The following is a 17,923-nucleotide window of genomic DNA, read 5'->3' on the forward strand; positions in this document are numbered from 1 at the left end:
CTCGGTGACCCGTGCCATCCGACGGTCCGTCAGCTGGTAGCTTCTGCGCGTTGATCTTCCGTTCACCCCGAAGGATGCGCATTGGTCCGCTACCGCCCCCGCCGTCTCGCGCGCTGCGCGGCGATCACGGCAGTCGTTCTCGCCGTGTTCCCCGCGACCCCCGCCCTCGCGAGCCCGTCCGACACCCCGCACCTCGACGCCGTGGAGAAGGCGCTGCGCGAGGTGTCCCCAGGGCTCGAAGGCGAGGTCTGGCAGCGCACCGCCGGCAACAAGCTCGACGCCTCCGGCGCGGACCCGTCCGACTGGCTCCTGCAGACCCCCGGCTGCTGGGGCGACGACAAGTGCGCCGACCGCGCGGGCACCAAGCGGCTCCTCGCCAAGATGACGGAGAACATCTCCAAGGCGAAGCGCACGGTCGACATATCCACCCTCGCACCGTTCCCCGACGGAGCGTTCCAGGACGCGATCGCCGCGGGCCTGAAGTCCTCGGCGGAGGCCGGGAACAAGCTCCGCGTGCGGGTCCTCGTCGGCGCGGCGCCCGTGTACCACATGAACGTGCTGCCCTCGAAGTACCGTGACGACCTGAAGGCCCGGCTGGGCAAGGCCGCCGACGACGTCACGCTCAACGTCGCCTCGATGACCACGTCCAAGACCAGCTTCTCGTGGAACCACTCCAAGCTCCTCGTGGTGGACGGCGAGTCGGCGATCACCGGCGGCATCAACAGCTGGAAGGGCGACTACGTCGACACCGCCCACCCGGTGACCGACGTCGACCTCGTGCTGACCGGTCCCGCCGCGAACTCCGCGGGGCGGTATCTGGACACCCTCTGGACGTGGACGTGCCAGAACAAGGGCAACATCGCCAGTGTCTGGTTCGCCTCGTCGGGCGGTGACTGCATGCCGACGATGGAGAAGGACGCCAACCCCAAGCCCTCCGGGCCCACGGGCAACGTCCCCGTGATCGCCGTCGGCGGCCTGGGCGTGGGCATCAAGGACGTCGACCCCGCCTCCTCCTTCCGTCCCCAGCTGCCGACCGCCCCGGACACCCGGTGCGTGGTGGGGCTGCCGGACAAGACCAACGCCGACCGCGACTACGACACGGTCAACCCCGAGGAGAGCGCCCTGCGGGCGCTGGTCGCCAGCGCCGGCAAGCACATCGAGATCTCGCAGCAGGACCTCAACGCCACCTGTCCGCCGATCGCCCGCTACGACGTCCGGCTCTACGACCTCCTGGCCGCCAAGATCGCCGCCGGTGTGAAGGTCCGCATCGTGGTCAGCGACCCCGCCAACCGCGGCACGGTCGGCAGCGGCGGCTACTCGCAGATCAAGTCGCTGTCCGAGATCAGCGACGCCCTGCGGGGCCGTCTCGCCCTGGTCACCGGTGACCAGCAGAAGGCGCGCGCGGCCATGTGCTCCAACCTCCAGCTCGCCTCCTTCCGCAGCTCCGCGAACGCGAACTGGGCCGACGGGCACGCCTACCCGCTGCACCACAAGCTCGTCTCCGTCGACGACTCCGCCTTCTACATCGGCTCCAAGAACCTCTACCCCTCGTGGCTCCAGGACTTCGGCTACATCGTCGAGAGCCCGGAGGCCGCCGCCCAGCTGCGCGCCAAGCTGCTGGAGCCCGAGTGGCAGTACTCGCAGGCGACCGCCACGGTCGACCACGCACGGGGCGTCTGCTCGGTCTGACCCGGCCGTCCCGGCCGAAGTGCCCGCACCGCAGGGGTGCGGGCACTTCTCCTTTCCCCCACCAGCGAGTTCGAGATAAACAAGTTCGAATTTCGAGGGATTATCCGACTGTCTTCACTCATGAGTGAACGGATTTCATCTCGCGTCGTATCGGGTGCGACCATGCGCTCGCCTCAACCGATCAGCGAGGAATTCTGGAGACTTCATGGAGCACTGTGGGGGAAGCGTCGAGACGCGGTCCAGCCGGGCGGCGGCCCGCCGTTGGGGAGCGGCGCTGACCGCCTCGGCCGCCGCCGTCGCGGCCGCTCTCCCGACGACCACCGCCGAGGCCGCGGCCGGTCCGGCGGGCATCACGGCCAAGGGCGCCTACCTGCTCGACGGCGGGGCGGACCGCACGCTGTGGCAGAAGGACGCCCAGACCAAGCGCCCGATGGCCAGCACCACCAAGATCATGACGGCCGTCGTGGTCCTCGACGAGCACGCGGACGACCTGAACACGCGCGTCACCGTCAAGCAGTCCTACCGCGACTGGGTCACGCGCAAGCAGGCGAGCACCGCCGACCTGCGCACGGGCGACCAGCTCACCGTGCGGCAGTTGCTCTACGCGCTGATGCTCCCCTCCGGCTGCGACGCGGCCTACGCGCTCGCCGACACCTTCGGCGACGGGGAGACGGAGCAGGAACGCACCGGGTCCTTCATCGACAAGATGAACGACAAGGCCCGTGAACTCGGCCTGAACAACACGCACTACGATTCGTTCGACGGCAATTCCGCCCGGGGCGCCAACTACACCACGCCCCGGGACCTGGCAGAGCTCGCCAAGCACGCGCTGCGGAAGAACGAACTCCTCAAGGTCGTGAAGTCCACGAGCACCCAGCAGAAGGCCGCGAACGTCAACCGGCTCTACAGCTGGTACAACACCAACAAGCTCCTCGGCTCGTACCGCGGGGTGATCGGTGTCAAGACCGGTTCGACCTCTTCCGCCGGCCCGTGCCTGGTGTTCGCGGCACAGCGCGAGGGCCGGACGGTGGTGGGCGTGATCCTCAACGACCCCGCCGGCCGCTACCCGGACGCGGCGAGGATGCTGGACTACGCCTACCACGTCAGGACCCCGCTCACGCTGCGCCGCCTGCCCAGCGGAGCGCACGAGGACTGACGCCCCGGCGGTCCGGTCACGCGGAGCCGAGCTCCCCGGGCCGGACCGCCCGCGGCTCAGTGCCCGGTGGAAGGGCGGGGCGACGGAAGGGCGTTGCGCATCCGGTGACGGATGTGCTCGACCGGGTGGCAGTAGTCGAGACCGCTGAGGGAGTCCCCGGAGAAGAAGCGCGTCAGCAGGTCCACCACCTCGGCCGGGCACTCCAGGTGCAGGAGGTGGTCCGCGTTGCGGAACGCCACGAACCGGGCGTCGGCGCACTGCGCCGCGGCCTCCCGGCTCAGGGCCGGAGTGCTGAGCGGGTCGTGCTCGCCCGTGGCCACCAGCACCGGGACGCGCACGGGCGGACCGGCCGGCAGCCGTGCGTTGGCCAGCAGCCGCAGGGAGTTGTCCCGGTACTTCGCGAGGTCGTCCGGGCTCATCTCGCGCAGGGCCCGGGTGAGGCACCTGGCGACGGTGGCCCGGCGCGCGACCGTCACCCGCGGCGAGGTGCACATCATGCCCTCCAGCACGCACTCGACGAACTCCGCGTGCCGTTCCTGCTCCGCCAGGTCGAGCGTGAGCTGCACACGGGCGCGGGCGGAGGCGGTCAGGTGCGACATGGTGCCGAAGAGGGCGACCCGCTCGGCCCGGTCCGGATGGTCACGCGCCCACTGATAGGCCACCGCGCTGCCGTAGGAGGCGCCGAGGACGTTCACCGGGCTGGGCGCCACCTTGGCGAGCAGCTGGTCCAGGGCCTCGGTGAGGAAGTCGAAGCCGTAGTGGGCGGGCAGGCGGTCCGCGCCGCCCCAGCCCGGCAGGTCCACCGTGATCACGCTCGCCGCCTCCCGGCATCCCTGCTCCAGGCGGCCCCAGGCGTTCTGGTACTGGAACGCCCCTCCGACGAAGACGATGGGGGCCAGCCTGGCGTTGGGCTGGTGGATGATCCGGCCGCTGTACGCGTAACCGTCGAGGGTGAGCGGGATGACCTCTTCCGAGAGTGCGATACGCGTCGGCACGTCCGGTCTCCGTTCGTGGGGGGCTACACCAGGGGAACGAGAGCAGTGGCGTGACGTTACTGCCCCCGGGTCCGGCACGGCGCGGGCGACGGCGGGCCCGTTCACGGCCGGAGGGCGCGGATCTCACGCCCGATGAGCGCGGCCGTCCGCGCGGCCAGATGGCGGTGACCGTGGTCCGTCACGGCGGTCACCACGACGTGCGCGTCGTGCAGGGTCATGGTCAGCGCCAGCGGGTGCCCCGGGCTGAGCGAGGGCAGCGCGGTGAGGGCCGTGAGCCGCGCGCCGCCCAGGGCCAGCGGGCCGGCATGCGTCGCCACGCTGCTGCACAACACCGAGGAGTAGTAGGGGGAGTCCGCGTACCGGCCGAGCGCCTCGGTGAGCGCCCCGTAGCGCCTCGGCCGTGAGGCCACCAGGAGCGCCTGGGCCCGGGCCCGCTGCTTGAGCACAGCCCGCCGGGTGAAACCGTCGACCGCGGCGAGCCGCCGCACGGGGTCCGCGGATCCCGGCAGCGGCACCCTGACCGTCGCGTAGTGGTTGCCCAGCAGCGCCGCCTCGTCGCCGGTGCGCACGTCCACCGGCACCATCGCCCACGCACCCGGCAGCGGTCTTCGGCCGAGCAGCCCCGAGGCCCGCAGCGCTCCGGCGGTCGCGGCGAGGAAGACGGCGTTGGCGGAGGCCCGCCCCGACGGCAGCGCCTCGCGCGCCCCGCTCAGCTCCGCCATCGGCACCCGGCAGTACGCCACCGCGCGCCGGGCGTCCACCGGCCCGTGGAACGGCAGGGGCCGTGCCCTCGGCAGCAGGTCCGTCAGCGCCCGGGCCAGCGGCAGCCGCATCCGCGGCGGGGGCACCGGATCCGTGCCCCGCCGCGGCGGGGGCACGGGCCCGTCGCACAGGGTGCGCAGCAGGGTCGCGAGCGACGTACCGTCGAGCAGCGCGTGATGGGCGACCAGCAGGAGGGCGAAGCCGCCGGGAGAGGGCACCAGGTGCAGCCGCCAGGGCGGCCGGCCGGGGCCGAGGGGCCGGCCGAGCAACTGCGCGGCGAGCGCCTCCGGGGCGGTGGGCAGGTCCGGCGGGTCGGGGAAGGCGACGACGTGCCGGAGCGGATCCCAGGCCGGCTCGGTCGCCCACCTCGGCCACGCGCGGGGTTCGCCCGTCGGCGCGAGCGCCGTCAGACGCAGTCGCTCGTGGGAGCCCCAGCGACTGCGGACGCGCTCGCGCAGCCGCGCCGGCGACGGCGCGGGCCCCTCGAACCAGGCGAGCATCCCGGCGGTCATGCAGACCGCCCCGCTGCTCTGGTGCCGGTACAGCCAGGCGTCGAGCGGCGTCATGGGCGCGTCGGCCGCCGGTCCGCTGTCCCTGGTGAGCGCGCAGCCGCCAGCCGGCGGTGTGCGGTGGTTCATGGCAGTGGTCCTCCCGGATCCTGAACGCGCCCGCTGCCGGGGCGCTCCTCGGCCTGACGGCCGCCTCACACGGCCATCTCCGCCACGGCCCGGGCGACCGTGCCCGCGCCGTCCTCGCGGCCGAGCCTGCCGGCCAGTTCGACGGCCCGACGGGCGAACCGCGGCTCGCCCGTGGCCCGGCCCAGGGCCCCGGCGAGCCGTTCGGCGGTGAGCCCGGCCAGCGGCAGCGCCTCGGGGCTCACCCCCAGCCGCACCAGCCGGGCCGCCCACCACGGCTGGTCGGTGAAGACCGGGACCGGCACCGCCGGGACGCCGGCCCGCAGCCCCGCGGCCGTCGTGCCGGCCCCGGCGTGGTGCACCACCGCGGCCATGCGCGGCATCAGCCAGCCGTGCGGCAGCGGACCGACGGTGATCACGTCGTCGTTCATCACGGACAGCCCCGCCCAGCCGGACTGGACCACGCCCCGCAGCCCGGCCCGCCGCAGCGCGCGGGCCGTGATGCCGGCGAGCCGGTCCGGATCGCCCGGCATCATGCTGCCGAACCCCACGAACACCGGGGGCGGCCCCGCCGCGAGGAACTCGCCGACCAGCGCGGGCGGCTGCCAGGTGGGGCACTCGTGCGGCCACCAGTAGCCCGCGACGCGCAGCCCGGGCCGCCAGTCCGCCGGACGGGGCACCACCGACGGGCTGAAGCCGTGCCAGATCGGCCAGCGGCCGCGCTCCCGCTCCCGCCGCAGCCGGTGTCCGCCGCGCCGGGCGAGCCCGAGCCGCACGTGGAGGCTGCGGTGCGCGGCGGCGTACAGCGCGTCCAGCACGGCGTTCGCTGCGGCGCCCCGCAGGCGGTTGCCGAACCCCGGGGGCCGCAGCGGCATCGTGCACGGCGGGAACGCCGCCGTCGGGGCGTCGGGCTGGAGGAAGGCACCCATGCTGGGGATGCCGTGGTACCGGGCCACCACCTGGCCGATCGGCGCCGCGATCGAGGACAGCAGCAACAGGTCGGCCTTCGGGTCCACCGCGGCGAGGATGCCGTCGACCAGGGACAGGGCCGCCCGTTCGGTGGCGCGGACGAAGCCGCGGAGCGCGGCGGGCGAACGCCCGGCGTCCCGGAAGCGGCCGTGCGCCCCGATCAGCTCCTCGAAGGGGTCCGCCGCCAGGGGGCGCATCCGCATGCCGCAGCAGGAGACCAGCTCGGTGAACTTCGCGTGGGTGACGATCTCGACGTCGTGCCCCTCGGCCGCCAGCCGGTGAGCGAGGCCGGTGTACGGAGCGACCGAGCCCGTGGTGCCCGCTGTGATGATCTGGATGTACATGTCCCCGGCCCTTCTTCCGCCCTGCCGGGTCAACGAGAAGGCACCGGGGACGGATACGGCGGGCCCTTTACTTCCCTTGCTTCCCCGCGGCGGCCCCCGCCGGAACGGGGAGCGGCTTGCCGGGGCAGGTCGTGTCGCGCGCGGGCACGGCACCCGTGGTGAGGTAGGTGTCCACGACGCCGTCGACGCAGGCGTTGCCGTTCTCGAACTGGCCGTGGTCGCCGTCGCCCGTGACGGTGACCAGCTGCGAGCCGCGCAGCGCGCGGTGGGCCCGCACGGCGGCCTCGTGGTAGGTGGCGGGGTCGTGCACCGAGTTGAGCATCAGCGTCGCCGGCAGCCCGGCGCCGGTGACCTTCACCTTCGGCGCCGGCGACTTCGGCCAGGCCGCGCACACGGCGGCGATCCCCAGCTCGCGGGCCCCCACGAGCGGCAGGTTCGCGGTGTCCTCGCCGCTGCGCTCGACCCAGGAGGCCATGTCCCGGGTCCACGGGGTGTCGTTGCAGGTCACGGAGAAGTACTCGGCGAAGAAGTCCGGGCCGGAGTAGGAGCCGAAGACCTTGGCCGCGACGGCCTGCTCCCGCGGTTCCGCGGTGTCCCAGTGCTCCAGCGCCGCCAGCGCCGTCGCCAGGGCCTCGAAGCCCTGCCCGGCGTTGTAGATCGCCTGGATCGCGCCGTTGTCCAGCTGGTTGGGCCCGATCACCGCCTGCCCGGCCCGCAGGGGATGCTCGCGCAGGGCGGCGCGGCGCCGCTCCCACGTCGCCTTCGCCTCGGCGGCCGTGGCGCCGTAGTGGTAGACGTGGTCGTACGTCGCCAGCCACGGCAGGAAGTCCTCGTCGAACCGGCGCTGGAAACTCATCGGCTGCCCCTTCGAGAAGTCCTCCCAGGTGCCGTCGAAGCCCACGTTGCTGTCCAGTACGGCGCGCTCGACGCGCTGGGGGAACAGCGAGGCGTAGTAGGCGCCGACCATCGTGGCGTAGGAGGCGCCGTAGTAGGAGATCTTCCGCTCCCCGAGCAGCGACCGGAACAGGTCCATGTCCCGCACCGTCTGCTCGGTGGTGAGGTGGGGCAGCAGGTCCCCGCTGCGCTTCCGGCAGTTCTCCACGAAGGTGCGGGAACGGTTCACCACGCGCTCCAGGGCGGCGGGGGAGCGGTCGCGGAAGTCCCCGGCGAAGAAGTCCGCGAACTCCGCGTCGCTCTCGCACACCGCGCGGGTGCTGCGCCCGACGCCGCGCTGGTCGAAGCTCACCACGTCGTACGAGGAGTCGATCGTGGGCGACCCCCCGGCGAGGTACTGGGGCCGCTTCAGGCCCGAGCCGCCCGGACCACCGGCCGCCATCATCAGCACCCCGCGCCGCTTCGCCGAGTCGCTCGCCCGGTGCCGGGAGACCGCGATGGTGAGGTCCGCGCCGGCACCGGGGTGGTGCCAGTCGCGCGGGACCGTCATCGTCGCGCACTCCAGCGGCGAGTCCTGGCACGGCTGCCAGTCCAGCCGCTGCTGCGCGTAGCGGGCGGGCACCGACTGCCGGGCCGCCAGGGCGGCGGACGCCGGAAGGACGGCGGCGGCTATCGCCGTCGCCACCACCGTGGACAGTGCGGACGCCGTACGCCGTGCCGCGGCGGATGTGAACATCGAACCTCCTGGGGTCGCTTCGCTACCCCTCGATGGTCGTGCGGGAAGCACCCCCGATCGATATCGGCAGTGCCCGTTCCGGGGGTGGCACAGGCACCACCCCGTCCCGCCGGGCGTGCGAACTGGGGTTCGCCTTCCGGGAGGCGGACTGTCGGTCCACCGGGTTCCGTGGTGAAGTCGATCGTGCAGGCGACCCTTCACCGTCAGGAGGCACGCTCTTCATGGACGTCACCGCACTGCGCCGTGAGACCCCGGGCTGCGCCCACCGCGTGCACCTCAACAACGCCGGAGCAGGCCTCCTCTCCCGCCGGACCCTGGAGACGATGACGGCCCACCTGGAGCTGGAAGCCCGGATCGGCGGCTACGAGGCCGCCACCGAGCGCACGCGGGACATCGAGGAGACCTATGCGCTCGTCGCCGAACTCGTCGGCGGAAAGGCGCGGGACGTGGCGCTGTTCGACAACGCCACGCACGCGTGGCAGGCCGCGTTCTACTCGCTCGCCTTCGGGCCCGGCGACCGGATCCTGACCGGACGGTCCGAGTACGGCAGCAACGTGCTGGCCTATCTCCAGGTCGCCCAGCGCACCGGCGCCGAGGTCGTCGTCGTCCCCGACGACGAGCACGGCCAGCTGGACGTCACGGCGCTGGCGAACCTCATCGACGAGCGGACGAAGCTGGTCGGCGTCAGCCACGTCCCCACCGGCGGCGGTCTGGTCAACCCGGCGGCCGGCATCGGCCGGGTCACCCGGAGTGCCGGAGTGCCCTTCCTGCTGGACGCCACGCAGTCGGTCGGGCAGTTCCCCGTGGACGTCCACGCGATCGGCTGCGACATGCTCACCGCCACCGGTCGCAAGTTCCTGCGCGGCCCGCGCGGCACGGGCTTCCTGTGGGTGGGCCCCCGGATGCTCGACCGCCTCGAACCGCACGTCAACGAGACCGCCGCCTCGGTCTGGGACGGCAAACGGGGCTTCACCTGGCGCGAGGGCGCACGCCGCTTCGGGACGTGGGAGATGGGCTACGCGGGCGTCCTGGGACTGGGCAGCGCGGTGCGCCAGGCCCTGGACCTCGGCCTGGACGCGATCGGCGAGCGCGCGACCGCCCTGGGCGCCGCGCTCCGGGAGCGGATCGACGCGGTGCCGGGAGCCCGGACGTACGACCTGGGGCGTGAGCGGTGCGCCATCGTCACCGCCAAGGTCGACGGCGTGGCCGCGGCCGACGTCAAGGCCGAACTGACCCGGCACGGGATCAACGTGACGGTCACGCCGCCGGAACAGTCCCTGTTCGACACCGAGGACCGGGGCGTTCACCCGCTGGTGAGGCTCTCGCCGCACTACTACAACACCGAGGACGAACTGGACCGCGCCGTGGACGTGCTCACCGGGCTCGCGCGCCGGGGTCAGCCGAGGTAGTCGATCTGGTAGATGTGCAGGGTCTTCGTCTGGTGTCCGAGATAGATGACGGCGAAGACCTCGTCCAGAACGAGCATCCTCATGATGCCGTCGTCCTCGCCGTACGGGACGGTCGCCGCGAGGGGGTCCGTGCAGGCGGCGGCGAGGACGTCACTGAGCTGTGCGCTCACCGACTGCGGGAGCGCATCCCAGACGGCCGCTATCGTCGCATCGTATTTGAGCGCGTACACCGATCCAGAGTGGCAGTTCTACGCGGCCCCGCGGGAGCGAACGAGCGCGGCGTCCTCCTGGACCTTCTGGGTGATGTCGATCCACTCGCCCGGGACCTCACCCCCCGCGGCCTCGGCGGCCGCGGCCTGGCGTCCCCGCTCGACGGCGGCGAGGGTGCGCTCGGCGATGCCCTGCCACTTGGTGAAGACGGCCAGCACCTCGTCGGCCGGGGCCCGGCAGATTTCACCGAGGAAACGCTGGGAGAGGTCGGGACTGCCGAGAGCGTCGCGAATGCGCTCGATGCTCCAAACCCGTGCGGTACTCATGACTCGTCCTCCCCGCGTCGGCGGCTCGACCGCCCAGCGTAGCGAAATCGCCCACGCCGTACAGGAAAACCCGCGCGGGCCCGTACGCCCGCGCGAAAAGTCATCGCATGAAGACCATGTCATCGCATGAACACCACGCTTTGGAACGTCTCCAGACGGTAGAACCCCTTGGGGAAATACGCCGCCGCGCCCCGGCAGTCGGGCGTGTCATACAGATAGGCGTCGCGGTCCGTTTCGTTTCCGGTGACTCCATGGGCATAACCGACCGGATAACAACGGCCGTCGACGGGATTCGCCAGTTCGTGGGCGGTGACACCCCGGTCCGTGAAGTAGCTGAACGTGCCCGTGGCGGCCCGGGCGCCGAGCGGTGCGAACAGGGTGAGCACACCGGCGAGGAGTACGGCGCCGAGGGCGGCGAGCGGATGGCGCATGCTGCGGAACGTCCCTTGTCACGTCTTGGTGCGGTCTCACGTCCTGGATGCGGACCGCCGCGAAGCTACCGGGGCCGCGCGGGGACGGGGCGCGGAGCCGGTGAGCTTCACCCGAACGACGCGGAGGCCCCGTCCCCGGGGGCCAGGCCGTAGACCCTGCGCGCGGTGCCGGCGGCGACCATGGCGGCCACCCGCTCGGCGTCCCCGGACGACCAGGCGCCCTCGTCCACCCAGCCCGTCAGCAGCCTGGAGAGCCCGCGCCGGAAGAGTTCGGCGCCCACGACGTACAGCTCCGGCAGGCCGTAGGCGTCGGTGGAGAACATGAGTTTGTCGAACGGCGCCAGTTCGAGCATCTCGGCGAGCACGGCCCCGGCACGCGCGCCCGTGTGCGTGAGGGCCAGCCCGACGTCGGCGTAGACGTGGGGGAAGGCGTGCGCGAGATAGCCGGCGCCGCGGTGGAAGGGATAGCCGTGCAGCAGGACCAGCGCGCAGCCCGTGGGCCGAACGGCGCGGGCGAAATCGGTCAGCAGCAGCGGATCGCAGCGGTGCAGCCGCAGGTCCGGGTCGCCGAAGCCCGTGTGCAGCTGGACCGGCAGCGCGGTCTCGGCGGCGGACCAGAGCAGATGGCGCATCAGCACCGGATCGGTCAGCCGGTCGCCCGGGGCCCGGCCCACGAGCCACCGGTCGGCGGCCCGCCGCACCTCGGCCGGGGCCGGGGGCTCCGGGGCGAAGTCCAGTCCGTGGCGGTAGGCGATCACCGACTTGAAGGCCACGGCGGTGCGCGCGGCCGCCGGCACGCCCGTGGCGAGCTCGTCCAGGAAGGAGGACAGGCCGCCGGCCCGGTCGGCGAGTCCTTCCGCCAGCCTCTCCAGCCGCACGACCTCGTGACTGCCCGCGCCGCCGGCCGCGGCCGCCAGCTCCCGCGGTGCCAGCAGTTCGCCGGGCCGTCCCAGGCCGGTGTCCACCACGTAGTCGGCGATGCCGCAGGCGCCGAGCAGCCGCCGGGTGGCCTCCGCCCCGCCCAGCTCGCGCCGGCGGTCCAGGTAGCGGGCGGGCGGGCAGTGCGGTTCGAGGTCCAGGAGCGGCGGGCACCAGCGGCGCACGGCGAAGCCGAGCTGGGTGTCGAAGAAGGAGGTGCCGTCGGCCGCCGGCAGGTCGGACTCGGTCAGGAACGAGGCGAACAGGTCGTCGTCGGGGTCGCCGCGGACGACGCCGTGACAGTGCTGGTCCACCAGCGGGGGGACGGGGAGGGCGCTCATCAGTACCGCCCGCGCGTGGCGGCTGCGAGGTCCTGGGGCGACAGGCCGTCGAACAGGGCGATCTCGCCGCGGCGCACGGCGGCGACCGCCTCGAAGAGCGGGTCCCCGAGCGCCTCGCGCAGCAGGGCCGAGCCCTCGAAGTGCTTCAGGGCCTCGGTGAGGGAGGTGGGCAGGCGGGGCTGGTCCCCGTGCTCGGCGGGGTCGCCCTCCACCGGCGGCGGCAGGGTCAGTCCCTCGTCGGCGCCGGCCAGCCCGGCGGCGATGACGGCTCCGGTCACCAGATAGGGGTTGGCCGCCGGGTCGAAGCACTTGACCTCGGCGTTGGCACCGCCGGAGTCGCCGGGCGAGCCGGGAATGAAACGGAGGGCGGCTTCCCTGTTCTCCGGGCCCCAGCACTGGAAGGCACCGGCCCAGTGCGAGGGCGTCAGCCGCAGATAGCTCGCGGGGGAGGGGGCGCCGAGGACGAGCAGGGCGGGCAGCTCCCGCAGCACCCCGGCCAGGAAGCCCTCGTACAGGGGGGTCATGCCGAAGGGGCCGTCGCCGTCCCGGCAGAGGTTCCGCCCGTCCTGCCAGAGGCTCAGGTGCAGATGGGCGCCGTTTCCCACGCCGCCCGGCTCGACGACCGGCGCGAACGAGGCGTCCAGCCCGTGCCGGAGGGAGACCGCGCGGATGGTCTCCCGTACGAGCAGGGAGAGGTCGGCCGCGCCCACGGGGTCGGCGGGGGCGACCGACACCTCGAACTGTCCGGGGGAGTACTCCGGGTGGATCTGGAGGACCGCCATGTCCTGCGCGGCGAGGGCGTCGAGGACGTCGTGGAGGTAGCCGGACAGTTCGGCCACCCGCTTCATGCCGTAGGCCGGACCCTGGCAGGGGTAGGACGGCCCGGCGCCCGGCTCGCCGGCGCGGGTGACGATCCACTCGGTCTCGAAGCCCATGCTCAGCCGCAGTCCGCGCGCCGTCGCCCGCTCGGTCATGCGCCGGGCGAACTGCCGCTGGCAGGCGGCGTGGGGGGCGCCGTGCTGCTCGTACCGGTCGACGGGGGCCCAGGCCCAGCCGGGCTGGGCGGCGAGGACCGTCAGCCGGTCCAGGTCGGGGAAGAGCCGCAGGTCGCCGCTGGGCCCGCCGATGTGGGGGCTGGTGACCGAGGAGTCGTCCACGAGGAACACGTCGAAGCACGGCGACGCGCCCACGCCCCAGCGTGCGGCGTGGGCGAGCCGGGTGGTGGGGACCGCCTTGACCCGGGAGACGCCCGCGTTGTCGACCCAGTTGAGGGCGATGCCGCGGATGCCGCGGGCGGTGAGCTGAGCGGCCTCCTGCCGGGCGGCCGACTCCGCGCGCTCACGTGCCGTCTGGTCCACGGTCGGCTCCTCACCTGGGAAACGGGGATGGCTCAGTGATTCTGGTCAGGAACGGTCCGGGTTACACCTCGTCGTGCGACGGGTGGGACTCAGCGCAGTGCGGTGAGCCTGGCCAGGGACTTCGTGGACTCCGTGGCGGCGGCCGGTGCGGAGCCGCAGTACTCGGCCTCCAGCAGGGCGGGGAGGTCGCCCCTCCAGTCGGAGTTGAGGTTGAAGGCCGCGGTGTGGCCGCCACCCGGGGTGGCGCTGGCCAGGGAGGTGGAGCCGTGGATGCCGCCACTGTGGAACCAGACCGTCCGGCCACAGCTCAGCGTCGACCAGGCGATGCCGAGGCCGTAGCCGTCGCCGATGGTTCCGTCCCCGGTCGGCACGGTGGTCTGCAACTCCCGCTGCTGACGCTCCGGCAGCAGTTCGCCGCCCAGAAGGGCGCGGTAGAAGCGGTTGAGGTCACCGGTGGTGGAGATGATCTCGCCGGCCGCGCCGCCCCAGGAGGCGTTCAGCTCGGTGGTGTCGTGGATCTTCGCGTCCGGGGCGGTGGCGAAGAGCTTGCTGTACGCCCTCCCGTGCGGCGAGGGCATCCGCGGCGAGGTGCCGGGCAGGGTGGTGGAGCGCAGGCCGAGCCTGTCGATGACGCGTTCGCGGATCTCGGTGGCGTAGTCGCGGCCGGACGCCTTCTCGACGATCATCCCGGCGACGATGTAGTTGGTGTTGGAGTAGTGCCAGCCCTTGCCGGGCTCGAAGTCGGGTCGGTGGGTCATCGCGACGGCGACCAGCTCGTCCGGCGTGTAGGTGTCGTAGCGGTGCTCGGAGAACCCCGTCGAGATGATCTTCCGGAAGGCCGGGTCCTCGGTGTAGTTGGAGATGCCGCTGGTGTGGTTGAGCAACTGGCGAACGGTGATGCGGCTGCCGTCATGGCCGTTGCCGTGGACCAGGCCGGGCAGCCAGCGTTCGACCGTGTCGTCGAGGCGGATCCTGCCCTCCGCCTCCAGCTGGAGGAGCACCGTCGAGACGAAGACCTTGGTGACGCTGCCGATCCGGAAGCGGTCACGGGGCAGGCGCTGTCGGTGGGTGGCGAGGTCGGCGACCCCGGCGGAGGCGTTCCACGTGCCGTACGTGTCCTGAACCTGTCCCAGGATCCCCGGTGTCCCGGCCTTCACCTCGGCCTCCATCACCGCCCGGGTGGCGTCGTGCCGTCCGCCCCGGCGGTCCGTGCCGGCCGAGGCGGTGGCCGTGAGAGCGGTGGCGGTGAGCGTGACCGTCGCCAGCGCCGCGGTGAGTGCTCTGCGTACCATCCGTAACGTCATCAGCTGTGCCTCTCTCTCCTCGTAATAGTCCTTTGCGCCTCAGATGACTCACTTCACTACTGGTTCGTTGAGCGGGACTTCGGGCGAGGAGCGAGATCCGGCCAGTCTGCCGGGCCAGCATTCTGTCGGGTCGTCGTATCTGATGCATGCGAGAGGCGACGCTGTTCCTGGGAATCTCACCCGATCGACGGAATGCACTCAAGGTAATCGCGCAACTACGCTTGGTGTGTGTCGGTATGGGGTCGCGTCGCCGTACCGCAGTCCGTGTCGCGGGCTGCGGTCGCGTTGCTGGCCGCTGTACTGCTGGTGCTGTCCGGTGCGGCGTCCGAGGTGGTCGGCAACGCCTCGCTCAGGGACGAGGTTCCGGCCGAGGCTCCCTTGCTGGACCTCGCTTCCGACGAGTGCGCCGCGTGCGCACCGGAGCAGTACATTCCGCGCCCGGGGAGGGCGGGGAGGCCGACGGGCGGGCGTGACCGCCCGCCGGTCCTGGCGTCTGCCGCCGGAGGGGCCGGGGGGCTCTCCGGCGCGCAGGCCGTGCCGCCCCGGCCCGGCGACGCCATCGCCGCCGCTGATCGCGCGCGCCATTTCGTCCTGCGCTGCTGAGGGCAACCGCGCCCCGTGCCCCCGTCCGGGGCCGGGGCGCCGTCGCGTCTTGTCGGGTTGTCAGCAGATACCAGCAGGAGAGACGTCATGCGCATCGATCCCGCGCGTGCCCTCGGTGCCTACGTGCGCGCCGAGGCCTATCGAATCCACCGGCCCGATCCGGAGCCCGAGCCCGCCCCCGTCATCGTCGAGGAGCGGCCGGACATGGCCTTGGCCGGGGGTGGCGCCGGCCGGTCGCCGGAGCGCCGGCCGGGAGTGCTCATCCGGTTGTTGTTGCGCCGGAGGTAGTGGTCCGGAGTCCGTCGCGAGTGGCCCGCCCCGAGGGGCGGGCCACTTCGTGTGCGGGCGGGGCTGAAGGGGAGGGGGCCCTGCTCGCGGGATGACTTTAAGGTAAGGCTAACCTAATATCCTCTGTTGTCCGGGTGAGGAGGAGACCCCTCACGCGGATCGCTGTCCGTGTTTTTCCTTGCTGACGCCTTTTAACGCCCGGAGCACTTGATGACCTCGTCCCACCGCCCCCTCCTGTCCGGCCCGCGCCGCGCGGCTCAGGTTCTCGCCGCCGCGGGTGCGGCCGCCCTGCTCCTGACCGGTTGCGGCGCGGACTCGGACGCGGGCTCCGGCGAGGCGAAGGACGGGGCGGGCTCCGGCGGGACGCGCACGGTCAAGGACGCGACCGGCACGGCCGTCAAGGTGCCCGCGAACCCCAAGCGGATCGTGACGCTTACCCAGGAGGACCTGGACGCGGTGCTGGCCCTCGGCCTCAAGCCGGTCGGCATCACCAACGGCCAGGGTCTGAACAAGCCCCCCGCCTACCTCGCGGACAAGGTCGAGGGCGTCAACGTCGTCGGCAATCTCCTCCAGCCGGTGATGGACAAGGTCATCGCCGCCAAGCCCGACCTCATCCTCGCCGGTGACATGCAGGACCAGCAGGTCCTCAAGCAGCTCCGCGAGATCACCCCCGCCACCCTGGTCACCATGGCCCCGACCGACGACTGGAAGATTTCCTTCCGGGGTATCGGCAACGCCGTCAACGGCCTGGACAAGGCGAACAAGGTCATCGCCGACTACGAGGCCAAGGCCAAGTCCGCCGGCGAGGGGCTCGGCGAGAACAAGGGCGCCGAGGTCGGCATCGTCCGCTGGAACCCGGAGGGCCCCAGCTGGATGGAGAAGCGTCAGTTCGCGAGCGGCGTCGCCCTCGACATGGGCCTCAAGCGCCCCAAGACGCAGGACAAGGACGGCAACGCCCACACGCCATCGCTCAGCCTGGAGAAGATCAACGAGATCGACGGCGACTGGCTCTTCCTCTCCACCCTCACCTCCGACGGTGAGAAGGCCCTGAAGGACGTCCAGGAGAAGCCGGCCTACAAGGAGCTGAACGCGGTCAAGAAGAACCACGCCGTGACCGTGGACGGCTCGGTCTGGTCCACGCGCGGCGGCCCGCTGGCCAGCCAGGCGGTCATCGACGACATCGTCAAGGCCCTGAAGGCGTCCTGACGCGAAGCGGGCTGACACCCCGGCGTCCTCACGCGCCGGGGACCGCACGCCGAAGGGCGGACGGGCTGGAGGATCCAGCCCGTCCGCCCTTTCGCTGGGGGCGTCCGCCCGGTTATGGGCGACGGCCGCTCGCGAAGTCCGCCGCCGTCCACGCCATCCCCACCGCACCGTCGAGGACGGCCCGTTCCGCCGCCGGGGAGACCGCCGCCTCCGCGAACTCCGGTTCGTGCGGGCCGCAGGCGCCACCCGTGATGTCCAGCACCGGGTGGATCGTGGGCACCACGTGCGAGACGTTGCCCATGTCGGTGCAGGCGAAGGCGTCGCGCTGCTGCGGTTCGGGCCGTCCCAGCTCCCGGGCGTTGGCCCGCCAGAGGGCGATCAGCTCCGGGTCGGTGCGGAAGTCCAGATAGTCCGGCTCGGGCCGGGTGAGCGTCACCTCGCAGCCCGTGGCCAGGGCCCCCGCCCGGAAGCACGCCTCGACCCGCTCCCGCAGCTCCCGCAGGTCCTCGGCGGCCGACGCCCGGATCTCGTACTCGGCCGTCGCCCGGTCGGGGATGGCGTTCGGCGCCGTGCCCGCGCTCGTCGTCACGCCGTGCACCTTCCAGTGCGGCGGCAGCTGCTGGCGCAGCAGCCCCAGCGCCACCTGGGCGACCGTCAGGGCGTCCGCGGCGTTGCGGCCCTCGTGCGGATTGAGGCTGGGGTGGGCGGACCGTCCCCGGTAGGCGACGGAGAGCGTGCCGAGCGCGAACGAGCGGAACTCGGCGACCTCGAACGGGCACGGGTGCACCATCATCGCCGCGTCCACCCCGTCGAAGGCGCCGGCGTCCAGCAGCAGCGCCTTGCCCGCGCCGCGCTCCTCGGCCGGGGTGCCCAGGACCCGTACGGTCAGGCCCAGTTCGGCGGCGTACGGCGCGAGCGCGAGCGCCGCCCCGACGCCGGCGGCGGCGATCAGGTTGTGGCCGCAGGCGTGGCCGAGCCCCGGCAGGGCGTCGTACTCACAGGCGATGGCCACGGTGACCGGGCCCGACCCCACGGTCGCCGAGAACGCCGTCTCCAGGCCATGTGCCGGGGCCGTGACCGCGAAGCCGTGCTCGCGCAGCGCCTCGGCGCACCAGGCCGCCGCGCGGTGCTCGGCGAAGGCCGTCTCGGGGTGCCCGTGGATGCGGCGGCTGAGCGTCAGGAGCTGCTCGCGGTGGGCCGAAACGCGCTCACGCATGGCGGATTTGAGGCCCTCGGCCACGGTCATGTTCAGCTCCAGTGTCTACGGTGTCCCGGCGGGCCCGCGCGGCGCGGGGCCACTCTCACAAGCGATCAAAAAATAGCTTAGGCTTACCTAAGCTGACGCACCG

Annotated in this window: 17 protein-coding genes; 6 read left to right on the forward strand and 11 right to left on the reverse strand. The window is 72.5% G+C overall.

The window, feature by feature from the left end; translation table 11 throughout:
- Positions 1-81 precede the first annotated feature (81 nt).
- Positions 82-1,689, forward strand: coding sequence for a phospholipase D-like domain-containing protein (locus CYQ11_RS27925; RefSeq protein WP_099198664.1), 1,608 nt, complete (start codon positions 82-84; stop codon positions 1,687-1,689).
- A 205-nt stretch (positions 1,690-1,894) separates the two neighbouring features.
- The gene (locus CYQ11_RS27930; protein WP_099198665.1) at positions 1,895-2,845 is read left to right on the forward strand and encodes a D-alanyl-D-alanine carboxypeptidase family protein; all 951 of its coding nucleotides are present in this window, start codon (positions 1,895-1,897) and stop codon (positions 2,843-2,845) included.
- Between the two features lie 56 nt (positions 2,846-2,901).
- On the opposite strand, the gene CYQ11_RS27935 is transcribed toward CYQ11_RS27930, so the two are convergent.
- From CYQ11_RS27935 to CYQ11_RS27950, 4 genes are all read right to left on the reverse strand, one after another.
- Positions 2,902-3,840 (reverse strand): alpha/beta fold hydrolase, encoded by a 939-nt coding sequence (locus tag CYQ11_RS27935; RefSeq protein ID WP_240003308.1) that lies wholly within the window; start codon positions 3,838-3,840, stop codon positions 2,902-2,904.
- Between the two features lie 101 nt (positions 3,841-3,941).
- On the reverse strand, positions 3,942-5,240 hold the full coding sequence (locus CYQ11_RS27940) for a wax ester/triacylglycerol synthase domain-containing protein (RefSeq protein WP_099198666.1): 1,299 nt from the start codon (positions 5,238-5,240) through the stop codon (positions 3,942-3,944).
- A 65-nt stretch (positions 5,241-5,305) separates the two neighbouring features.
- The gene (locus tag CYQ11_RS27945) at positions 5,306-6,550 is read right to left on the reverse strand and encodes a glycosyltransferase (protein ID WP_099198667.1); all 1,245 of its coding nucleotides are present in this window, start codon (positions 6,548-6,550) and stop codon (positions 5,306-5,308) included.
- A 67-nt stretch (positions 6,551-6,617) separates the two neighbouring features.
- Positions 6,618-8,180 (reverse strand): alpha/beta hydrolase, encoded by a 1,563-nt coding sequence (locus CYQ11_RS27950; protein WP_099198668.1) that lies wholly within the window; start codon positions 8,178-8,180, stop codon positions 6,618-6,620.
- A 221-nt stretch (positions 8,181-8,401) separates the two neighbouring features.
- On the opposite strand from CYQ11_RS27950, the gene CYQ11_RS27955 reads away from it, so the two are divergent.
- Positions 8,402-9,589 (forward strand): aminotransferase class V-fold PLP-dependent enzyme, encoded by a 1,188-nt coding sequence (locus CYQ11_RS27955; protein ID WP_099198669.1) that lies wholly within the window; start codon positions 8,402-8,404, stop codon positions 9,587-9,589.
- On the opposite strand, the gene CYQ11_RS27960 is transcribed toward CYQ11_RS27955, so the two are convergent.
- The 6 genes from CYQ11_RS27960 to CYQ11_RS27985 all read right to left on the reverse strand — a co-directional run bounded on the left by CYQ11_RS27960 (position 9,577) and on the right by CYQ11_RS27985 (position 14,465).
- Positions 9,577-9,819 carry a hypothetical protein gene (locus tag CYQ11_RS27960; protein ID WP_099198670.1) on the reverse strand — a complete coding sequence of 81 codons (243 nt, stop codon included), beginning with the start codon at positions 9,817-9,819 and terminating at the stop codon, positions 9,577-9,579. The genes CYQ11_RS27955 and CYQ11_RS27960 overlap by 13 nt on opposite strands.
- 18 nt (positions 9,820-9,837) lie before the next feature.
- Positions 9,838-10,125 (reverse strand): hypothetical protein, encoded by a 288-nt coding sequence (locus CYQ11_RS27965; RefSeq protein WP_099198671.1) that lies wholly within the window; start codon positions 10,123-10,125, stop codon positions 9,838-9,840.
- Positions 10,126-10,244: 119 nt separating this feature from the next.
- Complete coding sequence (locus CYQ11_RS27970; RefSeq protein ID WP_099198672.1) at positions 10,245-10,556, reverse strand: hypothetical protein; 312 nt, start codon at positions 10,554-10,556, stop codon at positions 10,245-10,247.
- Positions 10,557-10,663: 107 nt separating this feature from the next.
- Positions 10,664-11,815: an amidohydrolase family protein gene (locus tag CYQ11_RS27975; protein WP_099198673.1), complete on the reverse strand. Its 1,152-nt coding sequence runs from the start codon at positions 11,813-11,815 to the stop codon at positions 10,664-10,666.
- On the reverse strand, positions 11,815-13,173 hold the full coding sequence (locus tag CYQ11_RS27980) for a glutamine synthetase family protein (RefSeq protein ID WP_099198674.1): 1,359 nt from the start codon (positions 13,171-13,173) through the stop codon (positions 11,815-11,817). The genes CYQ11_RS27975 and CYQ11_RS27980 overlap by 1 nt, the downstream gene beginning before the upstream one ends.
- A gap of 89 nt (positions 13,174-13,262) precedes the next feature.
- On the reverse strand, positions 13,263-14,465 hold the full coding sequence (locus CYQ11_RS27985) for a serine hydrolase domain-containing protein (RefSeq protein ID WP_240003310.1): 1,203 nt from the start codon (positions 14,463-14,465) through the stop codon (positions 13,263-13,265).
- A gap of 240 nt (positions 14,466-14,705) precedes the next feature.
- Here CYQ11_RS27985 and CYQ11_RS27990 point away from each other — a divergent pair, with 240 nt between their 5' ends.
- From CYQ11_RS27990 to CYQ11_RS28000, 3 genes are all read left to right on the forward strand, one after another.
- On the forward strand, positions 14,706-15,080 hold the full coding sequence (locus CYQ11_RS27990) for a hypothetical protein (protein WP_099198676.1): 375 nt from the start codon (positions 14,706-14,708) through the stop codon (positions 15,078-15,080).
- An 87-nt stretch (positions 15,081-15,167) separates the two neighbouring features.
- Positions 15,168-15,368, forward strand: coding sequence for a hypothetical protein (locus CYQ11_RS27995; RefSeq protein WP_099198677.1), 201 nt, complete (start codon positions 15,168-15,170; stop codon positions 15,366-15,368).
- A gap of 210 nt (positions 15,369-15,578) precedes the next feature.
- Positions 15,579-16,574: an ABC transporter substrate-binding protein gene (locus CYQ11_RS28000; protein WP_099198678.1), complete on the forward strand. Its 996-nt coding sequence runs from the start codon at positions 15,579-15,581 to the stop codon at positions 16,572-16,574.
- A gap of 112 nt (positions 16,575-16,686) precedes the next feature.
- On the opposite strand, the gene CYQ11_RS28005 is transcribed toward CYQ11_RS28000, so the two are convergent.
- Positions 16,687-17,820 (reverse strand): M20 family metallopeptidase, encoded by a 1,134-nt coding sequence (locus CYQ11_RS28005; protein ID WP_099198679.1) that lies wholly within the window; start codon positions 17,818-17,820, stop codon positions 16,687-16,689.
- Between the last annotated feature and the right edge of the window lie 103 nt (positions 17,821-17,923).

The sequence above is a fragment of the Streptomyces cinnamoneus genome (assembly GCF_002939475.1).
In the GTDB taxonomy this organism is placed as follows: domain Bacteria; phylum Actinomycetota; class Actinomycetes; order Streptomycetales; family Streptomycetaceae; genus Streptomyces; species Streptomyces cinnamoneus_A.

Excerpts from the sequence above, each read along its gene's own strand:
- CYQ11_RS27930 (WP_099198665.1), top strand. The coding sequence starts at position 1,895 with ATGGAGCACTGTGGGGGAAGCGTCGAGACGCGGTCCAGCCGGGCGGCG.
- CYQ11_RS27940 (WP_099198666.1), bottom strand. The coding sequence starts at position 5,240 with ATGAACCACCGCACACCGCCGGCTGGCGGCTGCGCGCTCACCAGGGAC.
- CYQ11_RS27945 (WP_099198667.1), bottom strand. The coding sequence starts at position 6,550 with ATGTACATCCAGATCATCACAGCGGGCACCACGGGCTCGGTCGCTCCG.
- CYQ11_RS27950 (WP_099198668.1), bottom strand. The coding sequence starts at position 8,180 with ATGTTCACATCCGCCGCGGCACGGCGTACGGCGTCCGCACTGTCCACG.
- CYQ11_RS27955 (WP_099198669.1), top strand. The coding sequence starts at position 8,402 with ATGGACGTCACCGCACTGCGCCGTGAGACCCCGGGCTGCGCCCACCGC.
- CYQ11_RS27965 (WP_099198671.1), bottom strand. The coding sequence starts at position 10,125 with ATGAGTACCGCACGGGTTTGGAGCATCGAGCGCATTCGCGACGCTCTC.
- CYQ11_RS27970 (WP_099198672.1), bottom strand. The coding sequence starts at position 10,556 with ATGCGCCATCCGCTCGCCGCCCTCGGCGCCGTACTCCTCGCCGGTGTG.
- CYQ11_RS27975 (WP_099198673.1), bottom strand. The coding sequence starts at position 11,815 with ATGAGCGCCCTCCCCGTCCCCCCGCTGGTGGACCAGCACTGTCACGGC.
- CYQ11_RS27985 (WP_240003310.1), bottom strand. The coding sequence starts at position 14,465 with ATGGTACGCAGAGCACTCACCGCGGCGCTGGCGACGGTCACGCTCACC.
- CYQ11_RS27995 (WP_099198677.1), top strand. The coding sequence starts at position 15,168 with ATGCGCATCGATCCCGCGCGTGCCCTCGGTGCCTACGTGCGCGCCGAG.
- CYQ11_RS28000 (WP_099198678.1), top strand. The coding sequence starts at position 15,579 with ATGACCTCGTCCCACCGCCCCCTCCTGTCCGGCCCGCGCCGCGCGGCT.
- CYQ11_RS28005 (WP_099198679.1), bottom strand. The coding sequence starts at position 17,820 with ATGACCGTGGCCGAGGGCCTCAAATCCGCCATGCGTGAGCGCGTTTCG.